The organism is Kitasatospora sp. NPDC057936, assembly GCF_042887525.1.
Lineage (GTDB): Bacteria > Actinomycetota > Actinomycetes > Streptomycetales > Streptomycetaceae > Kitasatospora.
The window spans coordinates 41,523-58,571 of the sequence record NZ_JBHVPD010000027.1 but is presented as its reverse complement, the minus strand read 5'-3'; the positions used below and the strand labels follow the sequence as shown (position 1 = coordinate 58,571).

The 17,049-nt window shown below is 70.8% G+C and carries 16 protein-coding genes and 1 pseudogene; 12 read left to right on the top strand and 5 right to left on the bottom strand.

What is annotated here, in order from left to right; translation table 11 throughout:
- Positions 1-9: 9 nt before the first annotated feature.
- Both ACFVU9_RS17040 and ACFVU9_RS17035 read left to right on the top strand, forming a co-directional pair.
- A complete protein-coding gene (locus ACFVU9_RS17040) occupies positions 10-1,017 on the top strand; it encodes a trypsin-like serine peptidase (protein WP_387594004.1) in 1,008 nt (335 codons plus the stop codon).
- 48 nt (positions 1,018-1,065) lie between these two features.
- Positions 1,066-2,118 carry a trypsin-like serine peptidase gene (locus ACFVU9_RS17035; RefSeq protein ID WP_387594002.1) on the top strand — a complete coding sequence of 351 codons (1,053 nt, stop codon included), beginning with the start codon at positions 1,066-1,068 and terminating at the stop codon, positions 2,116-2,118.
- 108 nt (positions 2,119-2,226) lie between these two features.
- On the opposite strand, the gene ACFVU9_RS17030 is transcribed toward ACFVU9_RS17035, so the two are convergent.
- The gene (locus ACFVU9_RS17030; RefSeq protein WP_380444034.1) at positions 2,227-3,336 is read right to left on the bottom strand and encodes a hypothetical protein; all 1,110 of its coding nucleotides are present in this window, start codon (positions 3,334-3,336) and stop codon (positions 2,227-2,229) included.
- Between the two features lie 217 nt (positions 3,337-3,553).
- Between ACFVU9_RS17030 and ACFVU9_RS17025 the strand changes: the two genes are divergently transcribed.
- Positions 3,554-5,578, top strand: coding sequence for a transglycosylase domain-containing protein (locus ACFVU9_RS17025; RefSeq protein ID WP_387594000.1), 2,025 nt, complete (start codon positions 3,554-3,556; stop codon positions 5,576-5,578).
- 3 nt (positions 5,579-5,581) lie between these two features.
- Here ACFVU9_RS17025 and sigJ read toward each other — a convergent pair whose 3' ends face one another.
- On the bottom strand, positions 5,582-6,463 hold the full coding sequence (gene sigJ, locus ACFVU9_RS17020) for an RNA polymerase sigma factor SigJ (protein ID WP_387593998.1): 882 nt from the start codon (positions 6,461-6,463) through the stop codon (positions 5,582-5,584).
- A gap of 72 nt (positions 6,464-6,535) precedes the next feature.
- Here sigJ and ACFVU9_RS17015 point away from each other — a divergent pair, with 72 nt between their 5' ends.
- Positions 6,536-6,901, top strand: a complete 366-nt coding sequence (locus ACFVU9_RS17015; RefSeq protein ID WP_387593996.1) for a hypothetical protein — start codon at positions 6,536-6,538, stop codon at positions 6,899-6,901.
- 66 nt (positions 6,902-6,967) lie between these two features.
- Here ACFVU9_RS17015 and ACFVU9_RS17010 read toward each other — a convergent pair whose 3' ends face one another.
- The 3 genes from ACFVU9_RS17010 to ACFVU9_RS17000 all read right to left on the bottom strand — a co-directional run bounded on the left by ACFVU9_RS17010 (position 6,968) and on the right by ACFVU9_RS17000 (position 10,505).
- Positions 6,968-8,224, bottom strand: a complete 1,257-nt coding sequence (locus ACFVU9_RS17010) for a hypothetical protein (protein ID WP_387593994.1) — start codon at positions 8,222-8,224, stop codon at positions 6,968-6,970.
- Positions 8,225-8,355: 131 nt separating this feature from the next.
- Entirely contained in the window at positions 8,356-9,222 is an 867-nt protein-coding gene (locus ACFVU9_RS17005; protein ID WP_387593992.1) for a class I SAM-dependent methyltransferase, read from the bottom strand.
- The gene (locus ACFVU9_RS17000; RefSeq protein WP_387593991.1) at positions 9,219-10,505 is read right to left on the bottom strand and encodes a helix-turn-helix transcriptional regulator; all 1,287 of its coding nucleotides are present in this window, start codon (positions 10,503-10,505) and stop codon (positions 9,219-9,221) included. Before ACFVU9_RS17000 ends, ACFVU9_RS17005 begins: the two co-directional genes overlap by 4 nt.
- A gap of 203 nt (positions 10,506-10,708) precedes the next feature.
- On the opposite strand from ACFVU9_RS17000, the gene ACFVU9_RS16995 reads away from it, so the two are divergent.
- The 8 genes and pseudogenes from ACFVU9_RS16995 (at position 10,709) to ACFVU9_RS16960 (ending at position 17,007) form a co-directional block, all read left to right on the top strand.
- Positions 10,709-11,203: an ATP-binding protein gene (locus ACFVU9_RS16995; protein ID WP_380494890.1), complete on the top strand. Its 495-nt coding sequence runs from the start codon at positions 10,709-10,711 to the stop codon at positions 11,201-11,203.
- 180 nt (positions 11,204-11,383) lie between these two features.
- Positions 11,384-11,524 carry a hypothetical protein gene (locus ACFVU9_RS16990; protein ID WP_380494888.1) on the top strand — a complete coding sequence of 47 codons (141 nt, stop codon included), beginning with the start codon at positions 11,384-11,386 and terminating at the stop codon, positions 11,522-11,524.
- 13 nt (positions 11,525-11,537) lie between these two features.
- Positions 11,538-12,725, top strand: a complete 1,188-nt coding sequence (locus ACFVU9_RS16985) for a cupin domain-containing protein (protein ID WP_387593989.1) — start codon at positions 11,538-11,540, stop codon at positions 12,723-12,725.
- Positions 12,722-13,618, top strand: a complete 897-nt coding sequence (locus ACFVU9_RS16980) for an aldo/keto reductase (protein WP_387593987.1) — start codon at positions 12,722-12,724, stop codon at positions 13,616-13,618. Before ACFVU9_RS16985 ends, ACFVU9_RS16980 begins: the two co-directional genes overlap by 4 nt.
- Before the next feature lie 19 nt (positions 13,619-13,637).
- Positions 13,638-14,435 carry a hypothetical protein gene (locus ACFVU9_RS16975; RefSeq protein ID WP_387593985.1) on the top strand — a complete coding sequence of 266 codons (798 nt, stop codon included), beginning with the start codon at positions 13,638-13,640 and terminating at the stop codon, positions 14,433-14,435.
- Between the two features lie 38 nt (positions 14,436-14,473).
- Positions 14,474-14,578: pseudogene (locus ACFVU9_RS16970) on the top strand (DUF397 domain-containing protein); the annotation flags it as partial.
- A 183-nt stretch (positions 14,579-14,761) separates the two neighbouring features.
- Positions 14,762-15,796 (top strand): phosphotransferase family protein, encoded by a 1,035-nt coding sequence (locus ACFVU9_RS16965; RefSeq protein ID WP_387593983.1) that lies wholly within the window; start codon positions 14,762-14,764, stop codon positions 15,794-15,796.
- Complete coding sequence (locus ACFVU9_RS16960; RefSeq protein WP_387593981.1) at positions 15,796-17,007, top strand: acyl-CoA dehydrogenase family protein; 1,212 nt, start codon at positions 15,796-15,798, stop codon at positions 17,005-17,007. Before ACFVU9_RS16965 ends, ACFVU9_RS16960 begins: the two co-directional genes overlap by 1 nt.
- Positions 17,008-17,049 lie beyond the last annotated feature (42 nt).

The window sequence follows — 17,049 nt, the reverse complement described above, 5'->3', positions numbered from 1 at the left end:
ACCGCAGTCGTGTTGGCCGCCGGCCTCGCGCTGGCCCCGTCCGCAGGGGCGGTGCCGGAGGACGGGGCCGCCACGAGCCGGGTGGCCGTCCATCCGGAGGCGGTCACGGCCGCGCAGCAGCAAGCCGTCCTGGACTACTGGACCCCGGCGCGGATCGCCGCCCTGACCCAGCCGTCGTCCGGCAACCCGCCCAGGAGCGGCCCCGACGGAGCCCCGTGGACCGGTGCCGCCACCCTGAGCGGGACGGTGGGCAGGCTCTTCTTCACCAACCACGGCGAGGACGAGAGCTGCACCGCGACCGTCGTGAACAGCGCCAACCGCAGCACCGTCGTCACGGCGGCGCACTGCGTCAACAGCACCGACCTCCTCGGTGAGAACGACGAGTGGCTGTCGAACGAGATGTTCGTCCCGGGCTACCACGACGGCCTCGCGCCGTACGGCAGGTTCGTCGCGCGCGCCGGGGTCGCCGATGCCACCTGGCTCCTCAACGACCAGCAGAACGGCCTGAAGTTCGACGCGTACGACCAGGCGTTCCTGGTCCTGAACGGCAACGCCGCGGGCCAGCGCGTGCAGGACGCCGTCGGTGCCGCACAGCGCATCGGCTTCGACCGGCCGGGCAACGCGTCGGTCCACCAGTTCGGCTACCCGCGCGAGGCCTCGGGCGACCCCTCGCGCGCGGGTCTGCCCGAGTTCACCGGGGCCAGGCTCGCCCACTGCGCGGGTCGGACCCGTGAGTACCCCGGTACCAAGGAGCACCCGGAGCCCCGGGGCGAGTGGGGCGCCCCTTGCGTGATGGGCGGCGGCTCCAGCGGCGGTCCCCGCGTCGCCGACTTCGACCCGTCCTCGGGGATCGGCACCGTCGTGGGCGACAACACCCAGGGCGCCTTCTTCGACTCCTCGGGCCGGGTGTGCGAGCGCGGCACCGCCTCCTGCACCCGGCACCTCGTCGGTCCGCAGTTCACCTCCGCGATCACGGAGCCGCTGTACCGGGCCGCCGAAGCCGCACCCGTCGCCTGATCACGACCGTCCCCCGAAACGAACCGGACCCTACCGAGAATGGCAACGATGTCAGCCGCACACCGAGCATTCCCCCGCAACCTCGCCGCCGCGGGAGCCCTCCTGCTGAGCGCGGCCACGGCGGCGGCCGTCCTGCTGCCGGCCGCCGCCCACGCCGCGGAACCGGAGCCCATCGCGACGCACGCCGGAGCCACGACCGACCAGGAGCGGAGCCGGATCGACGCCTACTGGACCCCGGCCCGGATGAAGCTGGCGGGCGCGGTGGTCCCCGAGATCACCCCCGTGCCCGAGGACGACAACACGCCCGACGATCAGCTGCCGCTTCCCCCGAACACGCTGGATCCCGGAGCGACCTGGACGCACGGAGGGGCGGTGAACGGGAGCGTCGGGCGGCTCTTCTTCACCTTCTCCGACGGCTACGACGGCAGCTGCACGGCGACGGTCGTCGAGAGCGCCAACCGCAGCACCGTCGTCACGGCGGCGCACTGCCTGCGGGGCGTCGGCCCCTCCGCCGCCGACGGCACCTGGCGGCACAACGTCTACTTCGTGCCCGGCTACCGCAACGGCACCAAGCCGCTCGGCGGCTTCAGCATCAGGAGCATGGCCACCTCCGCCCGCTGGGACGCCGACCCGGGCACGACGACGTCGAGCGACGTCGCCGTGGCCGGCCACGACACGGGAGTCCTGGTGGCGAACCCCTCGGCCGAGGGGCGGCGCATCGCGGACGTCACGGGAGCCCAGCGGATCGCGTTCACCAGGCCCGTCGACGGGGAGTTCATCCACACCTTCGGGTACCCGAAGGACCGGCTCAACAACCCCGCCGCCAAATACGCCGGATCCCGGATGATCCACTGCGCCGGACCGGCCCGCCCCGGCCCCAAGGCCCCCCTCCTGTGGGGCGAGTCCTGCGACATGTCCCACGGAGCGAGCGGCGGCCCGCATCTGGCCCGCTTCGACACGCGCACCGGCGTCGGCACCGTCGTCGGCGTCACCACCACCAGCGAGGACCTCGCGGGCGGGCAGACCAACACGCTCTACGCCACGCGCTTCGGTGACAGTGCCCGCCACCTCTACACCTGGGCCCAGACCCGCCAGGCCTGACCTCCCATCCCGCCCCTGCCCGGCCTGACCTCCCATCCCGCCCCTGCCCGGCCGGCGTCGCCGCCCGGCCGGGCAGGGCACCTTCTCGACGCGGCCGGCGAGCCGCCGTCAGGCCGGGGGCAGGCCGGGCCCGGCCTGGTCGGGGCGGCGGTCGGCGGGGCGGGTCGGGGGGATGACGGGGGCGCGGAAGTCGCGGGGGCCGGACCACAGGGCGGGGACGGCGTCGCTGCGCCGGGCGAGCTCGTAGGCGAGGGCCTCGTAGTTGACGCGCCAGCCGTTGAAGTGGCGCCAGGCGTCCTCGACCGGCCGCTCGCGGGTGAACCCGGCGGCGGTGATCATCGCGACGGCGCCGATGTACTCGGCGTAGGTGAGGCGGATCGGGGTGGCCGGGTCCGGGTCGGCGTCGAAGTCGACGCGCAGGGCGCGCGCGATGTCGCGCATGGCGGTGAAGCCGGCGCGGATCACCAGGCGGGCCTCGGGCGGTGCGGAGCGCGGGCAGAGGGCGAGGTGGAGGGCGGCGGCGTCCATGACGGCGATCAGGCCGACGACCCAGCTGCGGTTGGGCTGCGGGGAGCGGAAGGAGAGCAGCACCGGGTAGTTGGAGTGGCTCTCGCCGATGTCGGCGGCCAGCCGCTCCCAGTCCCGGTAGAGCTGCGGCAGGGCCGTCTCGGTGTCGACGAGGGACTGCCGGGCCAGCAGCTCCGGGCCCCACGCGGGCTCGCCGGCCCGGGACTGGAGCAGCGTCACCTCGGTCTCGCGCCGCTGGTAGGCGGCGTAGAGGGTGGGCAGGTAGGCGATCTGCAGCGCGATGACGAGCGGGCCGCTGGAGGCGGCCATGAAGTCGATCACGGACAGGTGCAGGCGGTCGCCGCTGGCGAAGCCGAGCGTGAAGAGGCTGGATCCGGCCTCGCGGAACGAGACCGACCAGTCGAGCTCCGACGTGCCGTGCAGCAGCAGCGTGTACGCGAGCAGCATCCCGCTGAGCCACACCCCGAGCATGCCCAGCAACACGAGCGGCGCGAGCCAGGTCAGTGCCCGGTCCTGCGCCCGGTAGGTGCCGAAGGGCGCGGCCCAGACGCGCAGCAGCAGCCGGAGCGCGGCCCAGAGCCGGAAGACGAGCGCCGAGTACAGGCCGCGGGGTACGACGAGCGTGCGCAGGATGCTGCCGATGACGAGCAGGAGCACGAGCACGCCGGCCACGGTGTGGATCAACCTCATGGGGTCATTCTGGCGGTCGTCCAGGTCAGGCGCGGCGCGGGGCGCCGACGGTGGCGGTTCGGCGCCGGGTACGGCGGTGGCTCGGCGGTGGTTCAACGCGAGCGGTCGTGTGCGGTATGAACATGATCACACCGATTTGGTGGCGTCCTGGCGCGGTCCCGCAGGCGTCTACCCCTTTGACGGGGACTGCATCCACCGACAGATCGGAGACCGGGCTGTGCGTTTACACAGGGTCGGGGGCAAGGGCGGGGGCAACGGCGGGGGCGACGAGGACCAGACGGGGCGCCGACGACGGCACCCGCTACGGCGGCCCGACTACCCGCGCCGGGGCCGGCGCGGGATCCGCCGCTGGCTGCCGTCCTGGCGGCAGCTGCTCCTGCTCACCGGTGCCGGAGCGGTGACGGTCACGGCGCTGGCGGCCTGGCTCTACGCGACCACCGAGGTGCCCGAGGACCTCAACGCCTTCGCCACCCAGCAGAACAACGTCTACTACTGGGCGGACGGCACCGAGATGGCCAGGATCGGCGAGACCAACCGCCAGGAGGTGCCGCTCGACCGGGTGCCGGAGCCGGTGCAGTGGGCGGTGCTGTCCGCGGAGAACGAGACCTTCTACTCGGATCCGGGGATCTCGCTCTCGGGCATCGGCCGGGCGGTCGTCTCGATGGCCACCGGCGGCGACACCCAGGGCGGCTCGACCATCACCCAGCAGTACGTCAAGAACAGCTACCTGAACCAGCGCCAGGCCATGTCCCGCAAGCTCCGCGAGGCCGTCATCGCGATCAAGCTCGACCAGCGGATGAGCAAGCGGGACATCCTGGCCGGCTACCTGAACACCAGCTGGTTCGGGCGCGGCAGCTACGGCATCGAACGGGCCGCCGCCGCGTACTACGGCAAGGACGTCTCGCAGCTGAACCCGAGCGAAGGGGCCTTCCTGGCGGCCCTGTTGAAGGGGGCGGGGCAGTTCGATCCGGCGCTCGGCGAGGAGAACCGCGAGCGCGCCGAGGACCGGTGGTCCTGGATCCTGGACCGGATGGTGAAGGCCGGAAAGCTGTCCGCCGCCGAGCGCGCCGGCTACACGGAGTTCCCCGAACCGAGGCCCCAGCCGAAGGCGGCGGGGCTGAGCGGCCAGGTCGGCTACCTGGTGGACATGGCCAGGGCCTACGTCGAGGGCCACAGCGACATCACCCCGGCGCAGTTCGACCTCGGCGGCCACCAGATCTTCACCACCTTCGAGAAGCCGCGGGTCACCGCGCTGGCGGCGGCCGTGCAGGAGGCCACGAAGGGCATCGACCCGAACGCCCGCGAGGCCGACAAGCTGCTGAAGGTCGGCGCCGCGTCGGTGGCCCCGGACGGGCGGATGGTCGCGCTGTACGGCGGCCCGGACTACCTGAAGCAGGGGTACGACAACGCCAACGCCTCGTCGGTGCCGATGGGTTCGGCCTTCACCCCGCTGGTGTACGCGGCGGGGCTCGGCCAGGGCGTGCAGCGCCAGCGCGGCGGCAGCCGCTCGCCGGTGACGCCGGCCACCGTCTACAACGGCGACCACGGGGTGAACGTCATGACCCCGGAGGGGCCGTACTGGGGGCGGGACGGGAAGACCGCCAAGACCGCCAACGACGGCGGGCGCAGCTGGGGCCCGGTGAGCCTGCGGAGCGCGATCGAGCAGTCCGTCAACGGGCCGATGGCGCAGCTCGCCATGGACGTCGGCCTGGACCGGGTGCAGCAGACCGCCACGGACCTGGGCCTCCTCCCGGGCAGCATGGGCGAGCTCGTGCCGGCCTTCGGCGTCGGCAACTCCACGCCGAGCGCGATCAGGGCCGCCGACGCGTACGCCGCCTTCGGGGCGAAGGGCAGCCGCACCGACCCCTACCCGGTGCTGCGGATCACCCGCAACGGGGAGGTGCTCGCGCTGCGGCTGCCGACGGCCGTCCAGGCGCTGAGCGTGGCTGCGGCGGGGGAGGTCGACGCGGCCTTGAAGGGCGCGGTTCGTGGCGGCAGCGCGCAGGCGGCCGCGGAGGCCGGCCCGGACGTGGCGGCGAAGCCCGGTACCACCGTGGACCGTACGGCGGGGTGGTTCGTCGGCTACAACGCGCGTGTGTCGACGGCGGTGACGGTGTTCCGGGCGGACCTGAAGGACATGAAGCTGCTCTCTCTGGAGGGCCTCGGCGGGGCTGCCCCGGACACCCTGGACTCCGAGCTGCCGGCGCGGATCTGGACGTCGTTCATGAAGGCGGCCGGGTAGGGCCTACAGACCCCAGGGCCCGAGCTTCTCCGGGTTGCGGACCGCCCAGATCCGGGTGACCCGGCCGTCGGCGACGTCGAACGACGCCACCGTCATGACGACGCCGTCGCGCCGGGCCACCAGGCCGGGCACGCCGTTGACCGACCGCTCCAGGAGCTCCATTCCCGGCGCCTTGTCGGCGATGGCGAGCATGTATTGGGCGATCTGCGCGCCGCCCTCGACCGGGCGCAGGACGGTGCCGACCAGCCCGCCGCCGTCGGCGGTCATCACGGCGGCGGGGTCGAGCACGGAGACGAGGGCGGCGACGTCCTTGTCCTCCCAGGCCTTCTTGAGGCGGCGGATGGTGTCGGCCTGCCCGGTGGCCGTCGCGGGGGCGGGCGTTGCGCCCACCCGTCGCCGGGCGGAGGCCGCCAGTTGCTTGCAGGCCGCGGGGGTACGGCCGAGGACGCCGGCGATCTCGGCGAAGGGGTAGCGGAAGACGTCGTGCAGGACGAACGCCACCCGCTCGGCGGGCGTCATCGACTCCAGGACGACGAGGAAGGCCATGGCCACCGACTCGTCGAGGACGATCTGGTCGGCGAGGCTCTCCTGGCCGTTCTCGCGCTGGGGACGGTCGGGCAGCGGCTCCGGCAGCCAGGCGCCGACGTACCGCTCACGGCGGGCCCGCGCCGAGCCGAGCACGTCCAGGCAGATGCGGCCGGTCACGGTCGTCAGCCACGCGCCGGGGGACACGATCTCGTCGCGCCGGCCGCCCGGCAGCGCGTACCAGCGGGCGTAGGCCTCCTGGACGGCGTCCTCGGACTCGGCGAGGGAGCCGAGCAAGCGGTAGGCGATGTTGAGCAGTTGGCGCCGCTCGCCGGCTATGCCGTCCTGTGCCGATCCCATGGTCTTCGGCCTTACCTTTCCCGGGCCTGTGTCGTCGTGTTCGTGAGACCTTACTGAAGAGAGGACCGAGACATGGCGACGCAGACGACTCCCGTGCGGCGTACGTTCCCGTTGGTGCGGATCGCGATCGCGCTCCAGACCCTGACGATCTTCCTGCAGGCCGCCTCCGCCGGGTTGCTGCTGACCGCGTCCTACGGGGAGACGCTGCACAGCGTCGGCGCCCGCGTGATGTACGGGGCGTCGATGCTGTACGTGCTGGCGGCGGTGCTGGCGTGGAAGCCGGGCGGTGGCCCGGTGCGGCCGGTCTGGGAGGCGTCGGGCTTCCTGATCCTCGCGTCGGTCCAGGTCGTGCTCGGCGTCGCGCACGTGCCGTCGGTCCACTTGCCGTTGGGCGTGGCGATGTTCGGGCTCAGCGTGCTGGCGCTGGCGCGGCGGTGAGCGAATGCCTGGGTGCGCGAGAAGTCGATGAGGCCGACTTCTCGCGCAGCGCGCCCGTGGGGGTGGTCACTTCACGAAGCGGGACCAGTCGGCCGGTTGTCCGGGGTCGAGCTGGCGGAGCCTGTCCAGGACCTTCGGGTCCTGGGCGTCGAGCCAGTCGGCGACCTGGCGGAAGGAGACGCAGCGGACGCCGTCGCGTTTGCACACGCTCTTGATCACGTCCTCGACGGCCTGCATGTAGATGCCGCCGTTCCAGGTCTCGAAGTGGTTCCCGATGAAGAGCGGGGCCCGGCTCCCGTTGTAGACGCGCTCGAACCCGGCGAGGTAGCTGTCCCGGGCCTCCTTCTCCCAGGCCGGGTACTTGGCCGGGTCGCCCTTGGTGCTGTCCCCGGACTGGCCGGCGAGGAAGTTGTAGTCCATGGAGAGGCCCTGCGAGGACCTCGCAGGGAACGGCAGCAACTGAAGCGGGAAGTTCCAGATGCCCTCCTTCTTGATCGGCCAGACCTGGAACTCGCCCTTGGAGCTGGCGTCGTAGCGGAACCCGCTGGCCTTCTCGGCCACGAGCAGGTTCCGCTGGCCCTCCAGGCAGGGGGCGCGACCGCCGACCAACTCCTTGGTGTAGTCGAAGGGGAGGGGCGGGAGGTCTTTGTAGCCGGTGTTGGTCTTCCAGTTGGCGACGAAGGAGACGGCCTGGTCGAGCTCGCTCTTCCACTCGTCGGAGGTCCAGTCGCCGCCGCCGTTCGGGCCGCAGAAGTGCCCGTTGAAGTGGGTGCCGATCTCGTTACCGTCCAGCCAGGCGAGGCGTAGCTGTTCGAGGGTGTCCTTGACGTGGGCGTCGGTGGCGAAGTCGATGGAGGCGGAGCCGGGGTCGTGCTGGGGCGGCTGATAGAGGGTGCGTTTGGATTTGGGGAGGGTGTAGATGCCGGTGAGGAAGTAGGTCATCTGGGCGTTGTTGGCGGCGCCGAGCTCGCGGAAGCGGGAGAAGAGGTGCTCGTCGCCTTCGAGGGCGCCGTCCCAGGAGAAGACGACGAACTGCGGGGGCTTCTCGCCGGGTTTGAGCTTCTCGGGGGTGGGCTGCTTGGGCTGGGGACCGGTGTAGGAGGTCGAGCCGTCGCCGAGCACCTTGACCTGCCCGTCCCAGGTCGGAGTTGGGGAGGGAGATGGGGACGGGCTCTCGGCGGCCGGGATCGGGGCGGGGTTCTCGGCGGGCGTCGTGCCGGCGGCGGTGGGTCTGCCCTGGGAGTCGGGCCCTCCCGCAGCCAGGGCGAGAGCCGCGAGGACCCCCACCGCCAGCAGACCGGCCGTGCCGCGAGAGACCCGCACCGTACCTCCGAGAATAGATCGACAGTTCGATCATCAGAACACTTCGATCCGGTGCCTGTCGAGGCTGGAGTGGTGTGGGTGAAGGAGTTGAACTGGCAGGCACCTGTCGGACGTTGAACTATGTCTGACGATCACTCATGGCAAGACTTGTTCGGCGGACATGCGGGAGGAGGGACCTGCCTAAGTCGGCACACCAGGAATCCGCCGAGACATGTGATTTTGAACAGCCCCTCGGTCGCGATCGTGGCGGCGACGATCGCGGCTGCCCGGTCGACGGTCTCGTGGAAGGGGACGCCGCATTGGTCGGCCCACGCCTCATAGGAGGCAAGGTGGGCAACGACTGGTGCGGGGTCGGTGAGCTCGATGGTGCCGGGCAGTTTCCGAACTCGAATGTCCTTGAACGTCGTTCCGAGGTAGCTGGGTGCCTTCTCCAGGGAGAACCGGGAGCTGAGGGAGACCCGTGCCGGCCCCTCGGGAATCCCGAGGACGTCGCCTGCGGCCCGGGCCCAGAGCCGGTCCAACTCTTGCTTGTCGGTGTCGCTGTTGGTCGAGGCGATGAGCACGCCGCCGGGCCTGAGGACGCGGGCCAATTCCTTGACCGTGGCCTCGATGTCGCCGACGTGGTACAGCATGTGCAGGGCCAGGACAGCATCGGAGCTGTTGTCGGCGACGGGCAGGGCCTGGGCGTCGGCCACCAGGACCGGCTTCTCGACGTCGGCGAGGATGCCCGCCGAGATGTCCATCCCGACGACCTGAAGGTCCGGCCGGTCCTTGTGCAGGCGGTTGACGAACTTGCCGTTGCCGCAGCCGACGTCGAGGACGATCCCGCCTGTGCCGGCCAGTTCTTCGACGACGATCCCGGGCAGGTCGTACCGTGGCTGCTGCCACCGGTAGATGGACTGGCGGGCGGCCAGGTGGCGTCCGTCCGCGTAGGCGCTGTTCGCGAGGATGGATTTATCGGCGACTGCGGCGTCCTGCCGTGTGGTGTTGCTCGTCACTGGGGCAGCTCCGGAGGGTTCGTGAGTGCGGGTCGAGAGCAGGCTTCTCTGACATTCTCACGGAGACTCAGGACGATCGGGGAGCCTGCATAGACAGGCTCGGAAAGACGAGCGCTCAGGGCCCGAAGGCGGCTGGAGATGCTCGCTGTTCGCCGGTCCGGTGCGGCGTCCAGCACCACCGAAAGCTTCTCCTGCACGCCGTCGAGGTCACCGTGGGCGAGGTGGGCGTTGGCGAGATCAAGGCGGGCGGCCAGCAGATCGCCGGAGGACTGTTCCTGGCGCGGTCCGGACTCGTACAGACTGATGGCCCTTGAGGACGCTGCGATGGCGTGGTTCACGTGACGGTCGCTGTTCAGGGCAAGGAGAGCGGTGCCGGCGTAGGCCCACTGCTTGGCCTCGGGAAACGTGAACACGCCGGGAAGATCCACGGCGGCCACCGTGCTCCGAGCCGTCTCGGCCGCTTCCACGGCTCGAAGCGCGCTTTCGGTGTCGCCGAGGGCGGCGGTGGCCCGTGCTTCGAGGCTGAGCAGACGAGCCGCGATCGTCCCGCTGTCCGCGTACGGCAATCCGGCTCTGGCCAGCTCGGCGGCCTGGCGGTGGTCCTGCTGCCAGTAGGCGATCAGGGACTGGACGGATCGGATCCAGGCCCGGAGACCGTTGTGGCCGGCTGACTCCGCGCAGCGCCAGGCCGTTCGCGAGTGGGTGGCCGCAGCTGTGTACTGGCCGAGGTCGAGGGCGACATGGGTGGCCAGGCCGCAGAGGCGTCCGGCCTGCAGGTAGAGATGGCTTGCCTGGTAGGGGTGTTGGCGGCCCCGGAGTAAGTCGAACACTCCTCGCCGGAGGGTTCCGATGTCGTGGAAGAGCTCGGACACCGGCCTGCTCACGTAGTCCCCTGCCAGCCTCGCAATGTCCGCGTCGATCTGTTCGAGCAGCGTGTCGTCCACGTTGGACGCGCTCGCGAAGCGAAGGAACCACGCGGACTCTGCCGAGTCGGCTGTCACGGCCACAACGAGATCGATGTCGCGGTTCGTGCGCCGGACAGGCGCAGTACGGGGAACATCTTCGACGGCCGTGGTCGGTGCTTTCAGCAGGTCGGCCAACTGGTCGACCGTGAGTTTCAGGGCGCGGGCGAGCTTCGGCCGCATCCAGGGCTGTGGGGCACTGCGACCGCTCTCCCATCGCCCCACGGTCGTGCGGTCCACGTCGACGGCTTCGGCCAGGGATTCCTGGGTGTGGCCGACCGCCTCCCTGCGCTGGATCAGCCGGGACCTCTTGGATGCCATCCCATGTCCCCCAGAGGTACGTCAGTTCGTGTCTCGCAGTAACAGAGCAGGTCATGCCCTGGTTTGCAGCACGGATGCCTCGTTGCTGCCTCAATTCTGCTCTGGTTCATCGGCGTTGGAGGCGGTTCTGTAGAGACCTGCCGGGTGAATCCCGGCGCGAATCGGCCCGCTGCCGACCTCGTCCCGGTGAAAGGTCCGCGCTCATGTCCGTCGCCACCCGGCAGGCCACTGCCCCCGCCCCGTTCGGCTTTCGCGTGTTGCCCAGTGCCGAGGCCGTGCCGACGGCCCGGCGGCGGGTGATACGGGCCGTGCGCGGTTGGGGCCTGCCGCTCGCGGAGGACGCGCTCCGCGATGTCGAGTTGCTGTCCAGCGAGCTGCTCACCAACGCTGTGTCCCACACTCACGCCGCGTGCGTCGTGTGCGTGTCCTGGGACGGTGACCGGCTGCGCGTCGAGGTGACGGACGTCGGCCACGAACTTCCGGCTGTCGGCGGGATTGATCTCGACGCCACCGACGGGCGAGGGCTGTTCCTGGTGGCAGCGCTCGCGACGAACTGGGGCGCCGAGCCGGACCCCGCCGGCAAACGGATCTGGTTCGAGGTCGGTACCACCTCCGCCGTTTCGGGCGACGAGCGACTCACCGCGCTGGTGAGGGCTGCGGCCCCGAAGGCACGGGACATCCTCCCGACCAGTGCCTGACAAGACTTCCTCCCGCCCCGACGCGGGCTTGGGGGATGCAGGTGGCCGTGCTGGTCAACAGCCATGCGGCAAAAGCACCTGAGGTTCCTAGCCAACGGCTTGCCCTGGCAATGGATCCATCGCTGCACCCACGACGGGGCCGGGCAATCGGCCCGCCCCATGAAACCGAAGGAGTGCTTCATGCCCGAGAACCTGACGACCAACACCGAGCTGGAGGGCGATGGCCTGCTGGTCGCCCGTTCGAAGGTCGCCGCGGCCCGCTCGCGTGGCGAGCAGTCGTCGGACGGCGGCTCCACCGGCCGAACCGACACCAACGACTGACGGCTGAATCACGATGACCGCCGAGCACTTCTCGGTGGTTGAGCGTCTGGGCGGGGATGACTTCCTCGCCCGGACGCTCGGCCGCAGCTTCAAGGTCGCACGCGGTGAAGCCGCGTCGCTCGCCGGGCTGATGAGCTGGGATGACCTCAACGCCATCCTGACCCATCACCGGTTCGAACCCCCTCGCTTCCGCCTCGCCGCCAACGGGGAACAGGTGCCCGCGCACACCTACTCCCGGCCGATCACCACCCGGCGCAACACCGTCTGGCACCAGCTCCAGCCCTCCGAGCTGCACCAGCGTCTCGCCGAAGGGGCCACGCTGGTCCTGGACGCCGTCGATGACCTCCACCCCGGTATCGGTGCTTTGGCCGGCCAGCTGGAGCGCTGGCTGCGGACCGGCGCGCAGGTCAACCTGTACGCCTCCTGGACCGGTACCGAGGGCTTCGGCGTCCACTGGGACGATCACGACGTGGTCGTCGTCCAGCTCGACGGTGCGAAGCGATGGCGCATCTACGGCCCCACCCGCGCGGTGCCGATGCACCGCGACGTAGAAACGCCGGAACCGCCGCCCGAGGAGCCCGTCGCCGATCTGGTCCTCACCGCCGGCGATGTGCTCTATCTGCCTCGGGGCTGGTGGCACGCCGTCGCCGCCTCCGAGGGCCAGCACTCGCTGCACGTCACGTGCGGGCTGCAGAGCACAACCGGCGCCGATCTGATCACATGGCTGTCTGAGATGCTGCGCGCCCACGAGGCCGTCCGAGCGGACATCCCGCGCTTCGGGGCCGCCGAGGAGCAGCGTGCCTTCCTCGACACGATCGGCAAGCTGATCGCGGCCGAGCTGGAGAACGACCGCCTGCTCGCCCGCTTCTCCTCCGCTCGCGACGCCACCGAGCGAGCCCGGCTCGCGCCGTCACTGCCCTACATCACGGCGGCTCCGCCGGATGGCGACCTGCAGGTTCGCCTGGTCGCCACGCGGCCCGCGCTCACGGCGGTGGCCGACGGCATCGTCCGGCTGACCGCCGGCGGCGAGGAGTGGACGTTCGTCGGCAAGGCCGGGCCGATGCTCGCGCTCCTCGCCGACGGGGAACCTCACCGGCTGGCCGATCTCGCTCAGGCCGCAGGCATCACGCTAGGCCAGGCGGCCGGTGTCGTGACGGAGCTGGTCGACGGCCAGGCCGCCGCGATCGGAAGCCCACGATGACCGTCCGGCTGGGCCTCGGCACCTACCGCTGCCTCGATGTGGCCGAGGCCGCGCTGATGGCCGCCTCCCGTGGTGCCGACTGGGTGGACACAGCGCCCAACTACGCAGGGGGCCGGGCGGAGACGTCACTCGCTGTGGTGCTGGCTGCCTACCCGGACCTGTGCGTCTCCACGAAGGTGGGCTTCGTCCTGGCCGGCGCCAGGCAGATCGGTGTGCGAGCCGGTGCTCTGTCCCCAGCGGATGCCGAACGAGGGCATTGTCTCGCCCCGGACTACATCACCTGGCAGCTCGCTCGCAGCAGGCTCATGCTCGGCCGGGTACCTGACCTGGTGTTCGTGCACAACCCAGGGCACGCCTGTCCGGACGGCGAGATCACCGGCCGGCTCTACAACGCCTTCCTGGCCCTGGAGGAGGCGTGCAGCCAACAGATCATCAGCGCCTACGGAGTGGCAACCTGGCACGGCTTCAGCAGCGGGCTCTTCGACGTACCCACGCTGGTCGAACTCGCGACCAAGGCCGGCGGGCCGAATCATCACCTGTGGGCCATCCAGCTCCCGATCTCCCTCGTCCACCTTGCGCCCGTCGCCCAGGCTCTCGACGGACACGGCCCGTTGGCCGATGCCCTGGATGCGGGACTGGAGGTGTTCGCCTCCGCCCCGCTTCACGGCGGCGAGATCCCTGGCTTGGTGACCCCGGAACTGTCCGAGCTGATCACCCCTGGCAAGACCCCTGCCGAGACCGCCCTCGCCGTCGTCGCTTCTGCCCCAGGGGTGAAGCGCGTGCTCCTGTCGACGGGAAACCCGGAACACTGGATGCGGGCCGCCGAAGCCGTCGGCCAACCGCCGTTGTCTCCGGACGTACTCCGAAGGGTCGTTGATGTACTCGGAACCTGAGCCGGACACCGCCAGGCGGATGCGCGAGATGCACGCCACGGCAGCAGCGGCGCTCGACGCAACGCCGATCGGCTCGCGCGAAGCGTGGGGCTGGCGCGGACGTACCCTCAGCCGCCCGGTTGCCACGGCGTCCGGCGAGCGCTGGCTCCGCCTGGTGTCCGCCCCCGCCGACAAGGCCGGCGGAAAGCTCTGGGAGGGACCGCAGGAGGCAGAACGGCTCATGCCTCCTGCGGTACCCAAGCCGCGCCTGTGGGAGCGGCGTACCTGGACCGAGGGCGAGCACGGTTACCTGGCGGAGCTCCACGACAAGATCACCGCGTCCACCATCACCACCCACGAGCCGATCCTCCGGGAAGCGCCCGAGCTGGACGACGCCTGGTGGAACGGGCTCAGCACCGCCCTCGACGCCATCGCCACCGTTCCCAGCGACCGGGTCGCGGTCCGACAGGAATACCTGGACCGTGCCATGCCCCAGTACCTCGGCATCCCGATCGACACGATGGTGCCTTCCTGGACGACAGCTCACGGTGACCTGCACTGGGCCAACCTCACAGGTCCGGCCCTCACCGTCTTCGATTGGGAGGGCTGGGGCGCTGCGCCTGCCGGGTACGACGCGGCGCTCTTGCACTCGTACAGTCTTTTGGTGCCGGACATCGCCGCCCGGATCCGTCAGCAACTCGCCCATGTCCTCGACACGCCGGCTGGGCAGTTCGCCGAACTGGTCGTCATCACTGAACTTCTGCAGACCACGACCCGTGGCGACAACCTCGACCTCGAGGAGCAGCTACGAAGGCGGCTCTTCGCGATCATCGGGTGATTGTGCCGTTGTGCTACAGCTGCTAGAGCGGCAACGGTGGCAATTGTGTCGAGGCGGCGCCCGCCTGCTCCGGCCTTGTGCCCGTCCGTGACTCGAAGGACCCCGAGGGGCCGGATTTCCTCGTCCTCTCCTGTGCATGGTGATCGTTCGTGATGGCCCCGTCCGTCGGTGAGTTCGGCGACATCTGAACAAAGGTGCATCTCTGCGTGCCCCCGGACCGGGCCGGTCCGGGGGCACGCGTCATTGACAGGGGGAACGCCGGGATGAATGCTAAGCAAGCGCTTAGTCAACGAGATGGAACCTACGCCACCCCCAGGAGCCGCCCGATGCCCGAGACGACCCCCGCCGATCCGCCCGGGCTGGACCTGGGGCGCCTCCGGGCTCACCTGGACCGTGAGCTGCCCGGCCTCGTCCAGGGCCCTCTCTCTGCCTCGCTCATCGAGGGCGGGCGCTCCAACCTCACCTACGTGCTCACCGACGGCCACTCTCAGTGGGTCCTCCGGCGGCCGCCGCTCGGGCACGTGCTCGCCACCGCTCACGACATGGGCCGCGAGTACCGCGTCATGACCGCCCTCCGCGACACCGACGTCCCCGTCCCGCGCACGCTCCACCACGACCCCACCCCGGACGTCCTCGGCGCGCCCTGGTACCTCATGGAGTTCGTCCCCGGCGTCGCTCACCGTGACCCCGCCCCCCTCGTCGCCCTCGGCGAGGACCGTGTCCGTGCCCTCGGCCGCCGCCTCGTCTCTACCCTCGCCGCCCTGCACCGGATCGACCCGGCCGCCGTCGGGCTCGCCGACTTCGGGCACCCGGACGGCTACCTCGAACGCCAGCTGCGCCGCTGGTCGAAGCAACTCGCTGCCTCCCGCAGCCGGGACCTCCCCGAGCTCGACAGGCTGCACGACCTCCTCTCCGCCCGCCGCCCGGAGTCGCCCGCCCCCGCGCTCGTCCACGGGGACTACCGGCTGGACAACGTCCTCGTCGACGACAGCGACGCGATCGCCGCCGTCCTCGACTGGGAGATGTCCACCCTCGGCGACCCCCTCACCGACATCGGCCTCCTCGTGATGTACACCGAGGTCGCCGGCGTCGGCGGCGGCATCATCCCTGCCGCCATGACCGCCCCCGGCTTCCCGTCCAGCAAGGAAATGGTCGCCCACTACGCGGAATTGACGGGACGTCAGGCCGAAGACCTCGAATGGTACGTCGCCTTCGCCGCCTTCAAGCTCGCCGTCGTCGCCGAGGGCATCCACTACCGCTTCCAGCAGGGCGGCACCCTCGGCGCCGGCTTCGAGCGGGCCGGCGAGATGGCCCCGATCCTCGCCCGGTACGGCCTGACCACCCTGAAGGAAGCAGCCTGATGGACTTCGCCTACGACGCCCGCACGAACCAGCTCCGCGAGCAGCTGCTCGCCTTCATGGACGCGCACGTGTACCCCGCCGAGCCCGTTCTCGAAGAGCAGCTCGCCGACCCCGCCCGCCCCGCCTGGAGCGTCCCGCCGATCGTCGCGGACCTCCAGGCCGAGGCCCGCAAGCAGGGCCTGTGGAACCTCTTCCTGCCCGGCGACGAGGGCGCCGGCCTCACCAACCTCCAGTACGCCCCGCTCGCCGAAATCACCGGCCGCAGCCCCCAGTTGGCCCCGCCCGCGTTCAACTGCGCCGCCCCCGACACCGGCAACATGGAGCTCCTCGCCCAGTTCGGCAGCCCCGAGCAGCGCGAGCGCTGGCTGCGCCCCCTCCTCGACGGCGAGATCCGCTCCGCCTTCGCGATGACCGAGCCCGAGGTCGCCTCCTCCGACGCCACCAACATCGCCACCCGCATCGAGCGCGACGGCGACGAGTACGTGGTCAACGGCCGCAAGTGGTACATCACCGGCGCGATGAACCCGCAGTGCCGGATCCTCATCGTGATGGGCAAGACGGACCCGGCCGCCGCCAAGCACCGCCAGCAGAGCATGATCCTCGTGCCGCGCGACACCCCCGGCGTCACCGTCAAGCGCGGCATGAAGGTGTTCGGCTACGACGACTCCGACCACGGCGGCCACGCCGAGGTGCTGTTCGAGGACGTCCGCGTCCCCGCCGCGAACCTGATCGGCGAGGAGGGCGCCGGCTTCGCCATCGCCCAGGCCCGCCTCGGGCCCGGCCGCATCCACCACTGCATGCGCGCCATCGGCATCGCCGAGCGCGCGCTGGAGCTCATGTGCCGCCGGTCCATCGGGCGCGAGGCCTTCGGCCGGCCGCTCGCCGACCAGGGCGTCGTGCAGGACTGGATCGCCGAATCCCGGGTCCGCATCGAGCAGTTGCGGCTGCTCGTGCTCAAGACCGCGTGGCTGATGGACACCGTCGGCAACCGCGGCGCGCACACCGAGATCCAGGCCATCAAGATCGCCACCCCGATCACCGTCGAGTGGATCCTCGACAAGGCCGTCCAGGCCCACGGCGCCGCCGGCGTCAGCCAGGACACCCCGCTCGCCCAGCTCTGGGCCGGCAACCGCACGCTGCGCCTGGCCGACGGGCCGGACGAGGTGCACAAGCGCTCGCTGGCGCGCCGGGAGCTGAAGAAGTACCTGTGACCGTATGGACGTCATACCGGGGTACTACGGGCCGACTTGGCA